We start from the raw sequence: 19599 nt of genomic DNA on the forward strand, positions 1-19599 counted from the left end.
AGCCTTGCCCATCGTCGCCTCCTGTCCTCAAAATTAGGAAAGAAAGCGTCCACAAATCTAGGGGCTATTCACAACCCTCGGCACCCGGCAACATGAAATTGAACGGAAGGGTCAGCCACCCGCACGTCATCGCATAAAGTTTCACGCTCAATCTTTAACTCCCGCCGATTATAGTCGATTATCCCTCAACTCGAGCGCCCGACTGTTCACAAGACAACGTCGAAGACTTGTTATGAAGTGGCCCTTGCTCGTGATTGACAGTATGCTGCCGAACTGCAAGTTTCCAGTCAAACGCTCGAACGCCGAAAACGGGACGTGAGCGGAGAGGAATTCTCATGACGCAGACGGCAATGGAAAATTCAGCGACTGGTTCAACCAATGCGGACGGTTCTCTGCAAGAATTGGTTGAAACCACGCCTAACTTGGTGTCTTATTTTCGGCATCAGACGGTCTCGCCTCACGGTCGTGATGCCGGAACATCGAACCCCGTTCCATTTGAGGTCTCCAACTGGATTGCAGAGCAAGAGGCGTGGCGAAACAACGCTGTCCTCTTTGATCAGTCGCATCATATGCCTGAGCTCTTTCTGAGGGGGCCCGATGCATTGGAACTTCTCAAAAAGATCGGCATCAACCGGTTTACAGGTTTCAAGCCAGGCATGGCTAAACAGCTAGTTGGATGCGCCCCTTCCGGGCATGTAATCGGCGATTGCATTCTCTATTATCTTGAAGACGATACTTTCGAACTCGTCAGCGGGATGACCCTGCTCGATTGGGTGGAATATCTTGCTGAGAGCGGCAGCTTTGACGTCAGCTTACGACGGGACAATGCGACGCCGAACAATCCCGACGGGCGAACGAGATTCCGATTTGGCGTGGACGGACCGGCAGCTTGGCAAGTGTTCAGGGAGGCAGTCGATGGGGATGCGCCCGATATTCCCTTTTTCCGAGCGGTGGAAGTTACAGTCGCGGGATGCAAGGTCCTCGCGCTCAGGCATGGCATGGCAGGACACAAGGGAGTAGAACTCTCTGGTGACTTTGCCGAAGGCGAAACGGTGCGAGCCAGACTTTTGAAGGTCGGAGCAGAGCACGGCCTACATGCCGGTGGTCGCCTCGCCTATTTCAGTTCTTCGTTGGAAAGCGGATGGATACCTTACCCGCTTCCTGCGATCTATACACACCCGGAAATGCGCGGTTTTCGTGAATGGTTGAAGGCAAAATCGTGGGAGGGATCGACCCATATTGCTGGAAGCTTCGACAGCGATGATATCGAGGATTACTACGCCACAGTTTGGGATTTGGGCTACGAGCGACTTGTCGACGACGAGCGTGATTTTGTCGGAAGCAGAGAGATAAGACGGATGGCGACGGGCGCCCCGCGCCGCAAAGTCTCTTTCGAGTGGGATGATGAGGACGTCGCGCGGATCTACAGGTCGTTGTTCTCCAGCGATGTGCGTTACAAGCAACTCTCGCTCCCGCTGGTCTCTTACGGCTTCCCCCAATGCGATAGGGTTGAAACACCTGAAGGCGAGCTCGTCGGCCTTTCATCCTATGCCGGATACAGCAGAAATGAAGGTAAGGTGATTTCGCTTGGATCTGTCGACCGCGAATTTGCGGAGCCAGGAACGAAACTCCGCCTGATATGGGGTGAACCTGATGGAGGACGCGGCAAGAAGCGTGTCGAACAGCACATTCAGACTTCCATAAACGTGATCGTGGCTCCTGGGACATATTCGGCCCAGGTCCGATCGCTCAAAAGAGCATCGCTGAGAAAATCGGCTTGAGACGGATGTTTCGGGGCCAATGCTTTTGGATAAAAGATGAACACTGAAATTCGAAACGAAGCCGATCCCCGAGCAATCATTGCAGATGGGGCCATGAGCAAAGCGCAGATTGCCGCCATAGCTCTGTGCACCCTGTTAAACGCTCTGGATGGGTATGACGTTCTGTCAATCAGCCTCGCGTCTCCTGCGATTGCCCGCGATTGGGACGTCGATCCGGTCACGCTCGGGGTTATCCTTTCAATGGAACTCGTGGGCATGGCGCTCGGGTCAATCTTGATTGGACGACTTGCCGATCGTTTTGGCCGACGTCCGCTGATTCTGGCCTGCGCCACCATCGTCGCGAGCGGCATGTTCTTGGCGTCGACCGCCAATGACATCACGGCGCTTGGGGCTTTCCGGCTTTTCACCGGTCTGGGTATCGGTGGAATGACAGCTTCTATCGTGGCCATGACCGCAGAGCTTGCTAACGCGCGCAGTCGCAACCTGGCTGTCACGCTAATGGCCAGTGGTTTTCCGATGGGGGCGGCGGTTGGCGGGGCTATTGCCTCATCGCTTCTGGCTCAATACGACTGGCGGATCATTTTCATTATCGGTGGGATGGGCACGGCCGCTGCAATCCCCTTAATCTTTTTGATACTCCCCGAATCAATCGAGTTCCTGTTGCACCGCAGGCCAAGGGACACGCTTCGGAAGGTCAACGCCACGCTTGCGCGTTTCGGCCACCCACAGACCACTGCACTACCGCCGCTGGTCGAAGAGGATTTGGTCTCTCGAAGCGGGCTTTTCGCACCTAGCATGCGCTGGCTCACGATCTTGCTGGCTCTGGGGTACGTCACCCATATGACAACTTTCTTCTTCATGACTAAATGGATACCGACCATCTTTTCAAGGGCCGGTTATTCGGATGCCGAAGCAGCTGGAGTCATTGTCTGGGTGAATGTTGGCGGTGTGGCTGGTGCGCTTCTATTCAGCCTATTGGCTAAGAGTTTGCCGCTTTTCCGCCTCTCGATTTTCGCACTTCTGATGACTTCGGCACTCATGATCGTCCTAGGACTTAGTGTAGGAGACCTGTTTGTACTTTCTAAAATAGCGGCAGCGTTGGGATTCTTTGCTAATGCCTCGGTGATCGGCATGATGGGCATCGTCGCCATGAGCTTTCCGGTGCAACTGCGCGCCGGTGGCACGGGCCTCGTGACCGGGATCGGACGCGGTGGGGCGGTATTCGGACCCGTGATGGCTGGCACCCTGGTTGCAGCGGCCTTCACCCCTTCGGCCGTTTTTGCGACCATGGCAATGGGATCGCTGTTGGCGGCGATTGTGCTTTTTGTGTTGAGCTGGGTAAGGCAAGCGACGCCTCGTGATCAAAGTGCTTCTGCGGTCGCTAACCCGGCGTCAAACACTTGAATCGTTCCTGCTCTGCAAAAGCTAGGCCAGAGATTGGATGCCTAGCCCAGCCAGACATTAAAACCAGAGGCTTCGGCTACTGGCTCCTGCATAGCGAGAGCAACAGCACTCCTTTACCCGCAGATCAGCAAAGTATGCTGATCTAGAATCGGAAAGCGACCGTTCCATAGAATTCGCGCGGACGGGCGTAAGATACGATTGTGTAGCCAATGTCTGTCGGCACGTTGCGCGCATCGCTGCTTACAAAATAGAGCTCGTCCGAAAGGTTGCGCCCTCCGATCGTAAAAGACCAGCGATCATCGTCAGTTGTGTAATTGACCGATGCGTTGAAAACGCCGTACGCGGGCTGGCTGATACGGTTGTTGACTTCATAAAATACGCGAGAGGAAAATGAAAAGTCCAGCCGCGGTGTGAGTGTACCGCCTGCGATGTTGAACTCATTATAGATGGAGGCCGTGCCGGACCTGTTCCCCATCAGCACCTATGGCACAGATTAGCGGTTGAAGTTTAGGAGAGTTTTGGTTCTCGTCGTAGTGACGAAGGAACGAAGATGAGAACCAAAAAGTCGAAGTCGAAGCAGCCTGCGGAGCAGGTTGTGAAGGACATCCGCCGCAGGACGCGCCGGCATTTCTCAGCCGAAGACAAGATCAGGATCGTATTGGAGGGCCTGCGCGGCGATGACAGCATCGCCGAGCTGTGCCGCCGTGAGGGCATTGCACAAAGCCTGTATTACACCTGGTCCAAGGAGTTCATGGAGGCAGGCAAGCGCAGGCTTGCTGGTGATACGGCACGATCTGCAACCACTGACGAAGTGAAGGATCTGCGCACTGAGGCCCGCGATCTGAAGGAGTGCGTTGCTGATCTGACCCTGGAGAACCGGTTGCTCAAAAAAAGCATGACCGGGCTTGGGGGAGACGACGTATGAGATACCCTGCATCCGAGAAGCTTGAGATCATCAAGCTGGTTGAACAGTCGCATCTGCCTGCCAAGAAGACGCTGGATCAGCTCGGCGTCGCGCGGCGAACCTTCTACCGCTGGTATGACCGTTACTTAGAAGGTGGACCTGAGGCGTTGGAGGATCGTCCCTCAACGCCCAGCAGGGTCTGGAACCGCATCGCACCCGAAGTACAGGACCAGATCGTCGATATGGCGCTGGAGCATAGCGAGCTTAGCCCTAGAGAGCTGGCAGTGCGCTTTACGGACGAGAAGCGCTACTTCGTCTCTGAGGCGACCGTCTACCGCCTGCTCAAGGCCCATGATCTGATCACCAGTCCGGCTTACACTGTGATCAAGGCGGCTGATCAGTTCCACACGCAAACAACTCGACCCAACGAGATGTGGCAGACGGACTTTACCTACTTCAAGATCATCGGGTGGGGCTGGATGTATCTATCGACCGTGCTCGATGACTACTCGCGCTACATCATCGCCTGGAAGCTCTGCACCACGATGAAGGCTGAGGACGTCACCGAGACACTCGATATGGCGCTCACTGCGTCGGGTTGTAATCACGCCAACGTCAAGCACAGGCCGCGCCTGCTATCTGACAACGGTCCCAGTTACATCGCGGGCGAACTGGCAGACTATATCAGCGCCAAAAAGATGGACCACGTGCGTGGTGCACCCTTCCATCCGCAGACCCAGGGTAAGATCGAGCGCTGGCACCAGACCCTGAAGAACCGCGTGCTGCTCGAAAACTACTTCTTACCCGGTGATCTTGAGCGCCAGATCGAGGCGTTCGTCGAGCACTATAACCACCAGCGCTATCACGAGAGCCTCGACAACGTAACACCTGCCGACGCCTACTTCGGCAGGGCTGCAGCCATCATCCAACGAAGAGAAAGGATCAAACGAAAGACGCTAAAACATCGGCGCTTGCTTCACCGCAAGCTTGCCGCCTAAACTGCCAACAACAGACGAGGCCGATCCTCCAAACGATCCAAGCTCAGTCTGTGCCAAAAGTTCTGACGACGGACACCATTCTGGTGCTCTTACAAGTTCGCTGTCCAGCGTGACCCCAACAACACTCGGCGCAAGACTTGTATAATCGGCATCAAGATAGCCGATGCCACCGGATAGATGCAGCGCATCGCCGAGCAGAAGCTCGGCATCGATCTCGAAGCCGTTAATCTCCGCTGTGCCCGCGTTCTGGGTCTGCGGAGCGAGACCGGCGGCAAACGGTACCAAGACCGTGATTTGCAGGTCGTCATAGCTGTTGGTGAACGCTGCGGCGTTGAGCCGAAGCCTGTTTTTGAAACCAGTCCATTTTATGCCAGCCTCGAAGACCTCGACCGTTTCAGGCCCGAAACTGGGTACTGCGGGACTGAATACAGCATTTCGCTGCACGAAGCCCCCGGACTTAAAACCGGTTGAGAAAGTGGCGTAGGTCATCAGATCGTCTGTCCATTCGTACTGGATGGCCAGACGATACGTCACCTTGTCGAAACTGCGCTTTACCAATCCCCTTGGCACGATGGGAAGCCCGACCACAAATGGCGGCGGCCCTCCCGTCCCAGGCGTGACTTCTCCGATGAATATATTCGAATCGACTGTCTTGGTATCTTTCGTATATCGGATACCGCCCGTGATCGACAATCCATCAAGCGGTCGGACTGTGACTTGGCCAAAGGCAGCCAAACTCTCAGTGTCTATATCCTGCTGGTCCAGAACAACGGCTAGTTGCCGCGTGACGAGATTAGCGAAATCGTCACCCTGTTCGTTGCCATAGTAGCCGCCGGCGATGAAATCGACGGCACCATCGAAAGCGTCTCCCAGAACCTGAACCTCTTGGGTGAACTGAGTCTGACTCTGAAGTGAATCGGTGAAAAGTAGCGTCAGCGGCGATTGATCGCCGTCACGTTCGAAGAATGAATTGAATCCGCGATAACCAGTGATCGACTTGAAGGTCACATTGCCTAGATCGTAAGTGAGCGTAGCGCTAATACCCCAAACTTCTGCGTCCGAACCCGTGGCTTGGCCGAATGCGAGGTAGGGATCGGAAGGAATGAAGCGATCATCGTAGGTGAGGCCAAGCATCTGATTGGCGATAACCTGAACGCCCTGCGGTTCGATCTCGACGAGAGTTGTTGCACCACCGCTTTCCCGCGCCTTCAAATAGTCCCCAGCGATATCGACGCTAAGATTGTCGCCAATATCGAAGGCGAGGGCTCCCCTAACGGTCCAGCGGTTCCTGTTGCCCAGCTTTACTCCGGAGTCGACGAGAGTGACAAATCCATCTTGATTCAATGTCGCTCCACTCACGCGCAAGGCAGCTGTATCAGCAAGGGGTATGTTAACACTGGCGATGAGATCATGCCGGTCGGCGCTGCCCAGCGTCCCGCGGATCTGGCCCTCAATGCCGCTGAACGAAGGGCGCTGAGTGACAACGTTGATCGCACCACCGATGGTATTCTTCCCGTACAAGGTGCCCTGCGGGCCGCGCAGGACCTCGATGCGCTCGACATCGACGACATCCAGAAGGCTGCCTACCGAGCGCGCGATGTAAACTCCGTCGAGGTACAAACCCACTCCGGGGTCGGTCGTGAGGAGAAAATCTGACTGTCCCACCCCGCGAATGAAGAGTGAGGAAGCCACCGAACTGCCCGAAAGAGTGACGGCATTGTCGATGCTCACGTTTGGCGTTAGCTGGGCTATGTCACTAATATCCCGCGTACCGGTCTGAGCCAGTGACTCAGCCGAAAACGCTGCAACAGAAATAGGTGTATCCTGTAGGGATTCCTCACGTCGCTGTGCCGTGACAACGATGGTACCCAGACCACTAACCGCTTCATCTTGGTTTTCTGTTTCAGCTTCATCAAGCGGCGCATCTTGCGCAAAAGCGGTAACGGGCAAAAGAGCTGAAGTAGCGAGAAAAACGGGAACGAGCTTCCCGAAAGAGCGCAGAGTTACCTCCGAAGGCATCATCGTTTCCTCCCATTGTCTGGTAGCGTTTTTTGATTGCTACTCTGTATGAGAGAATACACTCCGACAGCATACTGTCAATTAGGCATCCAGGGTATTCTCATCAAGGTTGATTAGATTGGTCGTAGAAATTTTGATTGCGCTATTGCTCTCGTGTTCGCGGCCTAGGCCGTGTTGACAAAAGGGATTCCCAACGGGGTCGACTTCTGATTCAAGGCTGCTTTTTGAGGAGCAGTCATGGGTCGCGGGGATTTGTCGGACGCGGAATGCGAGTTGATTGGACCGCTGCTGCCGCCTGAGCGGGGTCGCTGGGCGCGGCCAGCGGGCGATAACCGGCGCTTTCTCAATGGCATGCTCCACGTGCTTCGGGTCGGCTGCCCCTGGCGCGATATGCATGAGCGGTATGGCAAATGGAACTCGGTCTACGTCCGGTTCCGGCGCTGGGCCGAACAGGGTGTGTGGGATGCCCTGCTGCAAACGCTGGTCGAACTGGGCCTCACCGACGACTGGCAGCACACGATCGATAGCACTTCCGTTCGCGGCCATGTCTCGGCAGCGGGCGGAAAAGGGGGGCTTGTGCGAACGCTCTTGGTCGATCACGCGGCGGCTTTACGAGCAAAAAACCACGCCCGCTGTGACAATCAGGGACTGCCTCTCGGCTTCATCCTGACCGGCGGCGAGGCCTCCGATTACACCGCAGCTGAGCCGCTCATGGAGATCCCGGTCGCCGCACCCAAGGCGCTGCTGGCGGACAAGGGATATGACGGTGATCGCTTCCGGGAAAGCCTGCTGATCCGGGGCATCCTGCCGATCATCCCGGCCCGTTCGAACCGCAAGGTGCCCGAGCATCCCGACTATCGCCGCTACCGGAACCGCAACCGCGTTGAGCGCATGTTCGGCAAACTCAAGCAACAGCGCCGCATCGCAACCCGCTACGGCAAGACCATCCTATCCTTCGAGAGCTTCCTCAACCTCGCCGCCCCCCCTTATGGCTGAAGTCTTTTGTCAACGCGGCCTAGAACCTGTCATACTACCCGGCTTCAAGCTCGCAATTGGTCGGCGGCAAAATAACTGCAGAGCGCTATGGATTAAAGACTTAATGGTGCCCGCGTAATAGCTGACGCATCTTCATCGATGTCAAAGATTTTAGGCGAGAAATTGGACATAGCGGGGTGTGCCTGAAATGAACTCACGACCTCGCTTTGGAGATAGGCATGGGCCGTTTCAAGTGAGTCAAAGACATACCAGCCGCTGGCATGCTTTTCGTGATCGTCGTAGACCCACGCCTTCCACACCAGCCCCGGCTGCACTGCAACAGCTTCTGCCGCCATCTTCATCGCTGCTTTGAACTCACCCAGGGGTAGCTGATATTCGACTTCGATTTGCAATGCCTTCTTGGACATTGATCCCTCCGTTTGCATTGGCGCCTTTTCAGCTTCAGTTGGCGAACACATAGAGAACTTTCGCACCCACTTTTGGAGAGCTTTAAGCCTCCCTGACAGGCGCTCCCCTCCAGGCAGAAGCGTCTAATTGGAGGGGGCGCATAATTCTGCTCACCATATTTTTCTTTTTGGGTATTGCGTCGAAGACCTTACTTTTGACTTGGCCAAGCGTCTTCCAGACCCGGCGCAACGTGCTTCTCCACACCAGGCGATGGCTTGCGGTCGGTCAGGATCGGTACGACGTCCTTAATGGCTCGACGCAGACGTGTGTCCGGATCGGTGACGACATCAATGATGTAACTGCCTTCGGCAGCCATAGCGCGATCGAGCGCAGCGGGAATATCGCTTGCTTCAGTGACTTGTTCACCCTCGACACCCAAAGATTTGGCTAGACCCACGAAGTCTGCTTCAGGAAGGTCAACCCACGGATTTTCAAAGCCCATCATCCGCATGCCAGCGCGGTTGGCGAGCAGGCATCCATTGTGATCGACAATCACGATAACCTTGATGTTGTACTGCGCCAGCGTGGCCAATTCCCCAAAGTCATAGAAGAAGCCGCCATCGCCGTGATAACAGACTACAGTGCGTTCCGGCGCCGCGAGCTTGGCGCCAATGGCGATTGGTAGACCTGCTCCAAGTGACTGGTATCTCGACCCCTGGGCCATCTGTGTGGATTGATGATATTCGAACGAGCGATATAGCATGTAGGCGTGAAAGCCAGAGTCGCCGACGATAAGCGTGTCGTCCGGCAGCTTCTTGTTCATCTGGTCTATAAGGTAGTACTGGTTGATTGGTTTGCCGCCTTCGGCCCCCAACGTTTTGTGATAGGCATTCCACTCTTCACGAGCGTCTTCCATCAGCTTGACCCAGTCTCCTTCTGCACCGTTGGGACGGCTGAAGTCATCGCCCTCGAATGCATCGATAAGCTGCTGCAGCACGGTTTTCGCATCGCCTACGACCCCAAGCGATGGCTCAAAGATCTTGCCAAGCTGTTGAGGATCGACATCGACGTGCACAACCTCGTCGGGCTTTGCCAGGGTCCAAGCGCCCGTTGACACTTGCGAGAAGGTTGTTCCGAAGGCCAGCCACAAATCGGCGCGCTGAATGACCTCATTGGCCGATTCCCAGCCAAATGAACCCAGCACACCGGCGAATAATGGGTGCGTATCGGGAAGAACACCGCGACCGCCCCAAGTTGTGCAAACGACGGGAATATTCAGGCGTTCAGCCAGCGCGCGCAACTCTGCCGCTCCATCCGATAGGTGCACGCCGGCACCGATGACGAGCACTGGACGATCCGCAGCCTTAATTTTGCTGATCATTGCTTCGAGCGCTTGCGGAGCAGCAGCAGGAGGAGCGGGTAGGGTGAGCGGCTCGGTCTTGCAGCTGGTGCCTTGGATCAACGCGTTGAACTGGATGTCCAGCACTGCCGGCCCCGGCCTTCCGGTGGATGCCGCTGTCACAGCTTGGCGCACTGCGAGCGGCATGTCCTCGGCCGTGGTAATTCGACGGATGTACTTCGAGAGCGGTTTCATCGCCGAATAGACTTCTTGCCCGTCCTGAAGGCCTTCACGCACGTCAAGGGCATTCGAAGAATTGATGTCGATCACTAAAAGGGGAGTGCTGTCCGCCTTGGCCGCCATGAGCATGGGAGCGGTGTGCAGCACACCAACGACGTGGCTCACCACTGCTGAGGAAGCGCGGCGCTTGATACGGTTGTACCCGTACGACACCCATGCCGCGCTCATTTCTGTGCGGGCCGCCATCGTCTTCAGATTGCCTTTGACGATGCTGTCGGCCAGCATCATCGTCCCCCCGCCGGAGTAGCCGATGACGAGGTCCACGCCGCTTTGTTTTAGTGTGTCGACGATAGCATCTGACCCGCTCCGCAGATCTTCGCTACTTTTGTCGTGAGCGTGCCCTTCGTCTTTCATCTTGGTCGCCATCGCGCTTCTCCTGTGTTTGAAAGTCGGCCCATTCGCCGAATCATATGCGGCCTTGCCTGAAAGACAGCCACTGCAGCCGTCACGATTAGTGGCGAGGACTATAACGTCTACTAATCGTTTGTGATCGAATGTTCACGATTGCTAAAGCTCCTCTTGGACTTTCGATCATGCTTGGGGCGTGCCCTTGGCTCCCGATATCGGATTGCTCTACAAAGTCGGGAATTCCAGCTCAGCGCTAACTTCCTTGGCCACGGTTCGCAAACTATCGAGCGCCAGGTTGCTGGAATCCTTGCGCCACGCGAGGACGAGCTCATAAGGCGTCGACTGATCGACAACCGATCGGAAAGCGATGTTGTGGATCTGATTTGGTGATACCACCCACTGCGGCACCAAGGTCAGACCGAGGCCAGCGTCCACCAGCGCCAGAAGTGTGTGCATCTGGTTTGCTTCCTGCGTCACCCGCGGGGAGAAAGAGTGTGAAGCGCAACTCGCCAGCACGATTTCAACTATGCGCGATCGCACCGACGATGGGAACAAAACGAACTCCTCACCCGCCAGCATGTCCATGGTAAGTCGATTGTGCGCTGCAAGCTTGTGTCCCTGCGGAAGGGCTGCGACCAGATGCGCGGTTGCGAACGCGGCGCAGTCGAGATCGCCTGGCGGGATTGGCCCCGGAAGGAGGCCAATATCGATCTTTCGGGATTCCAGGGCAGCGAGTTGGTCAAGGCGACTGAGTGAAGCCAATTCCAGTTCAACATCGGGAAAGTGCGCGCGAAAGGTCCGCACGAGTGGTGGCAAGAGACCACAGATCGCATTATCGACGAAACCGAATTTTATATGCCCGCTGGTGCCCGCTATCGCCGCCTGAGCGGTTTTGCGCACCTCCTCAGCCTGAGCAATCAACGCCCGGCATTCCGGCAGTATCTGCCTCCCCGCATCGGTCAGTGAGACAGATGATCCCCTGCGTTCGAAGAGTCGCGTACCCACTTCCTCTTCAAGACGCTTGATCTGCTGACTTACGGCAGGGGCAACGACATTCATGCTGTCCGCTGCCCGACCGAAATGCAGATGATCGGCAACTGCTACGAAATAGCGGATGCGGCGCAAGTCCATCAGCTGTTATCTTGCGGACGAGTCGCCAGAGCAACGACTGCGAGTTTGCAATCGGCGGACATGACCGGGAGGCTGTCGAGAATTAATGGGGACGCTATCACCATCGTGCGTTTAGATATGCGATCGCCGGCAGCAGCAGGTTGGGGCGATATTCAAGCTCTCTGCTGTCGTCGACAATCTTCAGTCCCGGTAGCCGGTCGACAAGCGTTTCGACAGCTACCTTTGCTTCCAGACGAGCGAGAGGTGCTCCAATGCATGCGTGGTTACGACTGCCGAAGCCAAGGTGCCGATTGGCCTTGGCACGACATATATCGAACTCATCTGGGTTCTCAAATACGGCGTCGTCCTGATTTGCCGAGGCTATATGAGTGTAGACGAGAGCGTCTGCAGGTATGCTCACATCATTAATGGTGACTGCCTCGGTCGTCTTGCGCAGTAGCCCCCGAACCGGAGAACGCACGCGCAGCGCTTCTTCGATCATATTCGGAATAAGGCTCTTGTCCGCGCAAACTGCGTCCCATTTCTCGGGGCTGGTCAAGAGTAGGTGAAAAACGTGGCTGAGCAGGACCCCTGTCGAATCGGTTCCGGCACCGACAATGTTGAAAACATTCCACACAACTTCGGTGTCGTTCATGGCGGGGCTCCCATCATCGGATCGCGCCTGAATGAAATCGGAAGTGAGGTCGTCTTGGGGCGTTTCTCGTCGCTCTGCGATCAATGCCCTGACGTAATCTTCGAAAGCGAATATCCCACGCCATGCGGAGATGAGCTCGGCTTCCGGAGTATCGAAAGAGCCGGTCAGCGTCAGGATATCGTTGACCCATCCCGAGAAGTGTTTTGCATCCTCTTCGGGCGCGCCAACAACCTTGGCGATCGTAGCAACCGGGATCGGAGCGGTGTATTGGCTGACGAGGTCGACTTTCCGGTCCTGCTCGAACTTGTCGATCAAGCCATTGGTAAAGTCACGCAACCACTGTTCACGAGCAAGGACGCGTCTCGGCAGGAAAGCCGGAGACATAAGCTTTTTCAAACGGCTGTGTGCAGGCGGGTCAGACATGACCAGCTGATGCTGGAAGCCGAGCTCGCGATCGCCAAACTCGCGAACAATTTCAGCCGGCCGGTCTGAGCGGGGCGCAAGCACAGAGGAGCTGGAATAACTTTTTGGTTCGCCGAAAATCCGGTTCACGTCTTCATATCGCGTGACCACCCAGAAATCGAATTCGGGCGAGTAGAAAACCGGAACATCCTTGCGCGCACGTGCCAAGACACAATTGGGGTCCGCCAACTGCTCCTTGGAGAACGGAGCGAACTCCTTGAAAAGAGGCCGCGCGTCGGAGTTTTCGGTTTGCATCTTCTATCCTTTTCTAGCTGTCAGCAAGGCGCAATGGCTCCGGCGTGCCAGGAAAGTGCTTTGGAGCGCCTTAGCGCAATCAAGCAATGAGCCCTGCAATCTGCTTTTCGAAGTCGCCCAGATCAAAGTAGTCACGCCACTCGGCGATCAGACCATCGCGGACCTTGAAGCTGCCCATGATGGGAATCGCCACTTCTTTTCCAGTTGCGCTGAAGAACTTGTCCGTTCTCTCCGTGAGGACGACGTCATCCTTGCTTGCTATGGCGTGAACAATCCATTGGGTGGTCATGGCGCCTCCGAGATCGAACTGGGAGAAAAACCCTGCCGTGGCTTCGCGTCCTTCCATTGGAGGCAACGGGATATTATGGTAGAAAACATCTTCAGCGAGCATGGAAAGGGCATCGTCGATCCGATTGTCATTGAAACACTGAATGAAAGTCATCACCACGGACTCTGGCGAATTGCTGTCTGAAGCATGCATCTGATCGGTCAATTCACATCTCCTTTTCCTGCCAAATTCGCCAATGCTATCCGTTCATCTCGGAAGCGCATTTCTCGGCAGCCATGATAACGGGCAGATTGGTGCCGGCGGTCACGGGTCGTGGAAGGATAGAAGCATCCACGACGCGTAGTCCTTCAACCCCGATGACCTTGCACTGGCTATCGACGACGGCTTCTTTGTCGTCGGTCGCGCCAAGTCGGCAAGTTCCCATCGGATGGCCACCGGCGATGATGTTCTGCCGGATTGTATCTTCGATTTCTTCCTGTGGTCGAGGCGCTTCGGCGGGAGGGCCAGCGCGCAACATCAGCCACCGGCTTAAGGCGCGTGGGCCACTCAGAAGAGTTGCTCCAAGGCGTGCGACGAAACGAGCCGATGCCTTGTCATCGAGGTAGACGCTCATCGAATCCGATGCCTTGAGAAACATCGCTGCGATGAGTTTCTCACGAATTGCTGGTGCCACCGCCAGTTCCGCAGCCATGCGATAAGCCACCACAAAGCGATCCATATCGCGCCGATCAGACAGAAGATTAAAGTTCACCTCGGGCAATCCGTCAGGCGATTGTGGATTTAGCGTTACCTGACCAGTGGAATACGGCTGGTTCAACAGGAACATGAAATCGGCTAGCCGCTTACCGAGCGGATCATTCACATGAGGGGAGGGGAGCCGCTCCCACAAGTTTAGGATCATGTCGGTTTGAGGGCAGCCATCGACGCCAGACGAGAAGCGGTAGACGACGCTGCAGGGCGGCCCTTTGGTATCACTCGCCCGCCCCGAGGGGGCGACCATCGCGCTCATGCTGAACATGGAATGGTTCGAGAGGTTCTGGCCGACGCCCGGGCGGTCGGCCTTTATATCTATCCCCGCTGCCGAAAGGTCCTCGGCTGGCCCGATACCTGAACGCAGCAGCAGGACTGGCGAGTGGATTGCGCCGGCGGAAACGATGGTCTCGCCAGCTTCGACGCTGCGTATGCCAGAATCCGATTCCACTTCGACACCTGTCACGCGACGGCCATCGAATTGTAATCTGGTGACGCGGGTTTCGGAAAGAACGACGAGATTTGGGCGTGCGCGTGCGCTTTCGTCGAGATAGCTGAGCGCAGAGGCACGGTTTGCGAAATCGGTATTAAGCGGTACAGGGCCGACGCCATCGCCAAAATAGGTGTTCAGATCTTCGAACTGCTTCGCGCCCTTTGCGAGCAGCGTGTCCCGGAATGCCACGCTGAGCGGGCTCCAGCGACCTTCCGGAATCCGCTTGATATCGATCGGACCCAACTTGCCGTGATCTTGTCCGGTAAAGTCGTGATCGTTCTCCAGCTTGCGGAAGAACGGGAGCACCTCGTCCCAACTCCAGCCGTCGATCCCCAGGTCGCTCCAGGTATCATAATCACGCGGCAATCCACGCTGGGCGTGCATGCCGTTAACCATCGACCCCCCACCCAGCAGTCTAGGCTGATGCAAGTGTGGGTTTTCATCGCCGGGCACTTCGCGTCTATGCGACAGGTTGGGCCAGAAGTTCGCTTCGTTGAAAGCAGTACGAAACCCCGGATCAGTGAGCGAACGAGGTTCCTGCCCTGGGGAATAGGCCTTACCCGCCTCGATCAGCAAGACAGAACGCTTGCCATCTTCGGAAAGCCGGCTGGCCAGGACGCAACCGGCGGAGCCCCCACCGACAATGACAATATCGAAACGCTCGGCACTCCTTGCTTTCACCACGCCGTCATCCCTCCATCGATTACCATGTCGGATCCCGTTACCCACGAGGCCTCGTCGGATGCGAGATAGAGACAGCCGGAAGCAATATCGTCGGGAGCGCCGTATCGGCCCAGCATCAGCTTACCCTTCAGGGCATCGTCGAGACCGGGCACGGCGGAAAGAGCGGGTTCCGTAGCGGGAGTAACCACCATTCCTGGCGATATACAATTTGCCCTAATTCCATGAGGTGACCCCTCCAGCGCAAGTTGTCTGGTCATGGCAAGCACGGCGCCCTTTCCCGCTGCGTGAGCGATTTGCGGAAGATTCCTTACCGCGCCGTGAGCGGCGACCGAGGCAAAGTTTATAATCGATGCGGCTTGTGATTTCTTCAAATGCGGCCATGCCTCCTTACAGGCCAGGAAAACGCTTTCGACCTCTCCCGTCATCGTTTTTCTGAAGGCCTCGACCGGCAGTTCATCGATCCAGCCAAACTCGACGACAGCTGCGCTATTCACAAGGACGTCAATCCGACCGAATTCATCGCCGACTGCATCCATGAAGGTTTCCACCTTTCTTTCATCGAACATGTCGACCACTTGTGCCGAAGCAAACGGCGCACCACCTTGTTCAGCTTCGCGCGCCGTAACCGCCACAGCTTCTTCATTGATGTCGCAGCCTATGACCTGCGCACCTTCCCGGGCGAATCTGAGCGCAGTTTCCTTGCCGATACCGTGGGCAATACCGGAAACGATGGCGACCTTGTTCATCAGGCGCATTGCGACCCTTTCAATTGACTGGCTAATCGGTGGTGATGGGGGATATGAAGCCTAGTCAAGCATCGGTTTCGAAACCCATCTGATCCGCATACAGCTTGTAGAAGTGCCGTAGTTTCAGTTCGTGATGTCCGGCCAGAACCATGGTTCCACGCTGATTGTTTCGTAATCCCTTGGTTATCTCCTCGAGATTGGCCACGTCCTGGTTCAGAACCCCTGCGATGAAGCCCATTTCCGGTGCATCGGTAAACTCTTCATCTGGCCCAAGTCGCTTTTCCTTCGCCACCGGAATTGGCTGCTCTCCCGTGTCAGGCAGCAGTAGCATGACATCGAAAATTGACGTCCGGTGATCGTCACCATTGGGCCGGAAGCGATAGATGTAGTTGGCCAAAGCATGAGGGAAGGGATTGAAGTTCGGGAAAAGCGAGATCCAGTGAATGTCGACCAGCTCTGCATCCGAGAGTTCGTCGACCATGTCTCCAAGCTCTGGGCGCGCCTGCTCGCGATTCATTGCAGCGACGGCAGCTCTAAGGTCGGTGTCGTCGGGAACTTCTGCCAACGGCGGCATGTCGTCCCAGGCACCCGAGCCCGCGTTCAGTATTTCCTGTGCACTTGGTTTCCAACGGACGTGCTTGCTGGGATGAAAAGAGCCGAGCGCTCCTCGCGAATAGTTTTCAAAGACTTCCAGCCGATGGAACTGGTCGCCGTAAGCAAGGACAATTTGTGGATGGGTTGTGAGGACATGAAATGCTTCCAGGAAAGCATCCTGCGCAATCTTCCAGTTACAATTGAGAACTTTCGAGACGTGCACTGCCTTGACCCTGTTATCAAGTGGCATGCGATCGAACTCACGAGGCATGGTGCCGATGTATTCGTCGAAAGGTACAGCATCGGGGTCGGGATTCAGGAAGACAAAGCCTCCCCATGTGGCAACCTGCACTTGCGGCAATCTGAAACTGTCTCTGTTCACTGTCGGGAATTCTTCGCGGGCCGGTACGCCGCGCAACTCACCGTCAAGTGACCAGGTGAACCCGTGATAAGGACACTTTAGTTGCGAAACGTGACCAGCGCAGGTTCGCAGCGGTCTGCCCCTGTGCAGACAGGAATTGTAAAAGGCCTTAATCTCGGTTTCGGAAGACCGGACGATCACGAAAGAAAGGGTGGCAACCTCGTAAACGAAGGTGTCGCCGACTTCGCGCAGATCTTCCATCCGGCAAGCCATTTGCCAGGACTTCTTCCAGAGCTTTTCGATTTCCTGCTCATGAACATTCCTGTCGAGGACCCAAGAAATCGGCACCTCGTCCGGGCCAAACTCCTGCTCGCCAGTGACCATCAGGTAGTCAGGAACCCGATGCGTATCCGCCTTCAGAAGATCCTCGTAGGTCTTGGGCTCCGGGCTGATCTTGGTAGATTCGTTCATGAATGGTCGTCCTTCTGGTCGTGGTCAAACTCGCGATTATAGGGCTGCAGATAGGCATCCGACACATAGAGGCACAGCATCCCGTCAGCCTGTTTCCTTTCACCTGAAATCCAGTTGCCATGACGGTCAAAGATGCCGATCCCGTGCTCCTTGTCTCCAACCTGGACGCTTCCGTCCTCAAGCCGTATGTAAGGCAATCGGGTCAATGGATGGTGCAGCTTCATAGTCTTTCCTTTCACGATCGTTACGCCGCCGCATGCCTCGTCGCGCCGCGGAGCAGGGGGCCGGCCAGAATGTTTATTTGCCGGCTACCTTCGCATTTCCGTCATCAAATGCACGACTATCCAATTGTCTTAAAAGATTCAGACCGGTCTCTTCGATCGCTGGATCTTCCCGAGACCAACCATGCTCCAGCTCTACAAGACCGTCATAGCCCTCATCCATCAACCGGGCGAGGAATGGCGCAAATTCCAAAGTGCCTGATCCGGGTTCGGTGCGGCCAGGTTCATCTGCGAGCTGATAAAGACATACGAGATCTCTGAAGAGTTCTTGCGCGCCGAGGAGATCGCGCTCCATCTGAGCGATATGGCCAGTATCGAAGATCATCCGTGCCGATGGGTGGTTCACGCTCCGCAAGGCATCGGCTACGCCCATTGCGCTGCGGAAGAGTACGTCGGGAAGCGCCAGCATTGGCTCAACGCCCAAAACTATCCCGCGCTCGGCAGCCACATCTGCAGCACGCGAAAGATTTTCCGAGAAATTGGCCAGCTGTTCTTCCCGATCTCCATCGGGCTCGCCAACGGCGAGGATGGCCACCACGTGCGACCCGATTTCGGACGCAGTATCCGCTGCAGACTCAATTTGCTTGAACAGGGATTCGCGATCTGCGGACGCATCGCTCACCCACAAAGGTTGCATCACCTGTTCCATGCTGGTGTAAACCACGCATCCGGCCTCGAGATGGTTCGCCTTCAAGAGTGCGCCAAATGCTCGCACGGCGCCGTCGCCCTGCGAAGAAATCCATGGACTAAGGATGCCAGCGAACCCTTGTTCGACGGCAAACTCTATCTGCGCTTCAAGCGACGGTCCCTTTGCCAAGTTCGCAAACAACGGCGTGAATGGTGGAAGGTATCCGACGTGCGGAGCATATCGAAGATGCCAGGATGACGAAGTGGTACTGCCTGAGGTGCTCAAATCAATCCTCCTTGGAGTCTTTGTCTGGCAGGATAGCGCCTGCTGCAATGTCTGGCAGGATAGCGCCTGCTGCAATCATCTTTGCGTGGCGCCAATCCAGAAATTTCGCTGCGTTTTCGAATGGTCCTTCAGCGTCAGTTGGATCGAAAACGCTGTCGATATTTTCCGCAAGCGTCTCCGTAGTGAGATCGAGATCGAGAAAACCGCGCGTCGTTGCCAGAAATTGGCGGGACACATGGCCTCCTCCGGTGTCGAGTAATTCACCGTTCAGCATGCAATCGGGATGCACGAGATAAGATAGAACCGGTGATACGAGCTCCGAACGGTTATAGGTTTCCCACCATTCGCCGGTTTCGTGCAAGACATCAGGGCGATCATCAGCAGGCCCACCTGCAGCGAAGAAATCTGCCATGAGGCGAGTAAGAGCAGTGACTCCGAGGGAGTTGACGCGGATTCCGTAGGGCTCTCCCTCCAGGGCTAAAACCCTCCCCAAGCCAGTTAGGCCTGCCTTGGCCGACCCATAGTGGGCTAGATTGAACATGCCGCTCAAAGCTGTCTGAGACGTGATGAAGACTATACGTCCGTACCCTTGCTGGCGCATGTGCGGCCATGCCGCCCGCGCGATCAAGAAGCCCCCTTCGAGATGAACTGCGAGCACCTTTCGAAATTCTTCAAGGCTGATGTCTTCGATCGGTGCGAACCCGGCAATCCCAGCATTATGAATCACTGCGTCGATGCGACCGAAAGCTCCAAGCGCGGAATCCAAGATTTCGGTGGCACCGGCCTCGGTCGCGACACTTGACGTGTTCGCGATGGCCGTTCCGCCTGCAGCCTCGATAAAATCGACAACCTCCTGGGCCACCGAAGCATCAGTTCCTTCGCCATCCATGCCACCGCCTATGTCGTTTACGACGACTCTGGCACCTCGACGGGCGAGTTCGAGGCAGTGGGCGCGGCCCATGCCGCGCCCACCCCCAGTAACAATGACAACGTCATCTTCGAAACGCATGTCATTCATGTAAATAATCCTCTCCGCGGCCATCCGGGGCGGAAAACCGC

17 protein-coding genes are annotated in these 19599 nt (G+C 56.0%); 4 read left to right on the plus strand and 13 right to left on the minus strand.

The window, feature by feature from the left end:
- Positions 1–335 precede the first annotated feature (335 nt).
- A complete protein-coding gene (locus tag ABFX23_RS17150; protein WP_346034100.1) occupies positions 336–1781 on the plus strand; it encodes an aminomethyl transferase family protein in 1446 nt (481 codons plus the stop codon).
- Positions 1782–1817: 36 nt separating this feature from the next.
- On the plus strand, positions 1818–3185 hold the full coding sequence (locus ABFX23_RS17155) for an MFS transporter (RefSeq protein WP_346034101.1): 1368 nt from the start codon (positions 1818–1820) through the stop codon (positions 3183–3185).
- Between the two features lie 142 nt (positions 3186–3327).
- On the opposite strand, the gene ABFX23_RS17160 is transcribed toward ABFX23_RS17155, so the two are convergent.
- Complete coding sequence (locus tag ABFX23_RS17160; protein WP_346034102.1) at positions 3328–3660, minus strand: hypothetical protein; 333 nt, start codon at positions 3658–3660, stop codon at positions 3328–3330.
- Between the two features lie 75 nt (positions 3661–3735).
- On the opposite strand from ABFX23_RS17160, the gene ABFX23_RS17165 reads away from it, so the two are divergent.
- Positions 3736–5087, plus strand: a protein-coding gene (locus tag ABFX23_RS17165; RefSeq protein ID WP_346034103.1) for an IS3 family transposase whose coding sequence is annotated in 2 segments (ribosomal slippage) — positions 3736–4072 and positions 4072–5087 — 1353 coding nt in all. Because the reading frame shifts where the segments join, the coding sequence is not laid out codon by codon here.
- Here the strand turns inward: ABFX23_RS17165 and ABFX23_RS17170 are convergent.
- Positions 5046–7109 (minus strand): TonB-dependent receptor, encoded by a 2064-nt coding sequence (locus tag ABFX23_RS17170; protein ID WP_346034104.1) that lies wholly within the window; start codon positions 7107–7109, stop codon positions 5046–5048. The genes ABFX23_RS17165 and ABFX23_RS17170 overlap by 42 nt on opposite strands.
- Before the next feature lie 234 nt (positions 7110–7343).
- Between ABFX23_RS17170 and ABFX23_RS17175 the strand changes: the two genes are divergently transcribed.
- Complete coding sequence (locus ABFX23_RS17175) at positions 7344–8102, plus strand: IS5 family transposase (RefSeq protein WP_346034105.1); 759 nt, start codon at positions 7344–7346, stop codon at positions 8100–8102.
- Positions 8103–8194: 92 nt separating this feature from the next.
- On the opposite strand, the gene ABFX23_RS17180 is transcribed toward ABFX23_RS17175, so the two are convergent.
- From ABFX23_RS17180 to ABFX23_RS17230, 11 genes are all read right to left on the minus strand, one after another.
- Positions 8195–8509, minus strand: a complete 315-nt coding sequence (locus ABFX23_RS17180; protein ID WP_346034106.1) for a YdhR family protein — start codon at positions 8507–8509, stop codon at positions 8195–8197.
- Between the two features lie 188 nt (positions 8510–8697).
- A complete protein-coding gene (locus ABFX23_RS17185) occupies positions 8698–10494 on the minus strand; it encodes a thiamine pyrophosphate-binding protein (RefSeq protein WP_346034107.1) in 1797 nt (598 codons plus the stop codon).
- Between the two features lie 207 nt (positions 10495–10701).
- Positions 10702–11607: a LysR family transcriptional regulator gene (locus ABFX23_RS17190; RefSeq protein ID WP_346034108.1), complete on the minus strand. Its 906-nt coding sequence runs from the start codon at positions 11605–11607 to the stop codon at positions 10702–10704.
- Between the two features lie 97 nt (positions 11608–11704).
- On the minus strand, positions 11705–12958 hold the full coding sequence (locus ABFX23_RS17195; RefSeq protein WP_346034109.1) for a cytochrome P450: 1254 nt from the start codon (positions 12956–12958) through the stop codon (positions 11705–11707).
- 79 nt (positions 12959–13037) lie between these two features.
- Positions 13038–13451, minus strand: a complete 414-nt coding sequence (locus ABFX23_RS17200; protein ID WP_346034110.1) for a limonene-1,2-epoxide hydrolase family protein — start codon at positions 13449–13451, stop codon at positions 13038–13040.
- 34 nt (positions 13452–13485) lie between these two features.
- Positions 13486–15174, minus strand: coding sequence for a GMC family oxidoreductase (locus ABFX23_RS17205; RefSeq protein WP_346034111.1), 1689 nt, complete (start codon positions 15172–15174; stop codon positions 13486–13488).
- Positions 15168–15920, minus strand: a complete 753-nt coding sequence (locus ABFX23_RS17210; RefSeq protein ID WP_346034112.1) for an SDR family NAD(P)-dependent oxidoreductase — start codon at positions 15918–15920, stop codon at positions 15168–15170. Before ABFX23_RS17210 ends, ABFX23_RS17205 begins: the two co-directional genes overlap by 7 nt.
- A 64-nt stretch (positions 15921–15984) precedes the next feature.
- The gene (locus ABFX23_RS17215; protein WP_346034113.1) at positions 15985–17346 is read right to left on the minus strand and encodes an aromatic ring-hydroxylating oxygenase subunit alpha; all 1362 of its coding nucleotides are present in this window, start codon (positions 17344–17346) and stop codon (positions 15985–15987) included.
- Positions 17343–17570 (minus strand): hypothetical protein, encoded by a 228-nt coding sequence (locus ABFX23_RS17220; protein ID WP_346034114.1) that lies wholly within the window; start codon positions 17568–17570, stop codon positions 17343–17345. The genes ABFX23_RS17215 and ABFX23_RS17220 overlap by 4 nt, the downstream gene beginning before the upstream one ends.
- A gap of 73 nt (positions 17571–17643) precedes the next feature.
- Entirely contained in the window at positions 17644–18540 is an 897-nt protein-coding gene (locus tag ABFX23_RS17225; RefSeq protein WP_346034115.1) for a sugar phosphate isomerase/epimerase family protein, read from the minus strand.
- 1 nt (position 18541) lies between these two features.
- A complete protein-coding gene (locus tag ABFX23_RS17230; RefSeq protein ID WP_346034116.1) occupies positions 18542–19558 on the minus strand; it encodes an SDR family NAD(P)-dependent oxidoreductase in 1017 nt (338 codons plus the stop codon).
- Between the last annotated feature and the right edge of the window lie 41 nt (positions 19559–19599).

The sequence above is a fragment of the Erythrobacter westpacificensis genome, from assembly GCF_039542285.1.
GTDB lineage: Bacteria > Pseudomonadota > Alphaproteobacteria > Sphingomonadales > Sphingomonadaceae > Alteraurantiacibacter > Alteraurantiacibacter westpacificensis.